The sequence below is a fragment of the Pseudomonas sp. Choline-02u-1 genome, assembly GCF_002836515.1.
Lineage (GTDB): Bacteria > Pseudomonadota > Gammaproteobacteria > Pseudomonadales > Pseudomonadaceae > Aquipseudomonas.
This window is the reverse complement of record NZ_PJBC01000050.1, coordinates 1-296: the sequence shown is the minus strand read 5'-3', so window position 1 is coordinate 296 and position 296 is coordinate 1. Positions and strand designations below refer to the sequence as shown.

At 53.7% G+C, this 296-nt stretch carries 1 pseudogene; it reads right to left on the bottom strand.

Annotated elements, in window-relative coordinates:
* Positions 1 to 210, bottom strand: a pseudogene (locus CXF97_RS14050) (hypothetical protein); the annotation flags it as partial.
* Positions 211 to 296 lie beyond the last annotated feature (86 nt).

Here is a 296-nt window from a genome sequence, read left to right as displayed (position 1 = left end):
TACCAGCGGGCCGTTCGGGCCTTGTTCGAAGCTGGTGGTGAGGATGGTTGGCAGGTCAAAGAACTTGGCCAGATCCGCCAGCGCCAGCACGTTGTTCTTGAACTCGTTCGGCGAGAAGTCCTGCACCAGCGAGATCAGACCGGTCTGGTGATCAACCAGCAGCACGATAGCGTCGTCTTTGTTCAGGCGGTTGTAGGTTGGAGTGGTCATGGTGTGCGTCCCTTTTCAAGTTTGAAGTTTTGTTGTTGCGTTCAAGTTGGGTACAGATTACTGACGCACAGCAAAGGGATAAATCG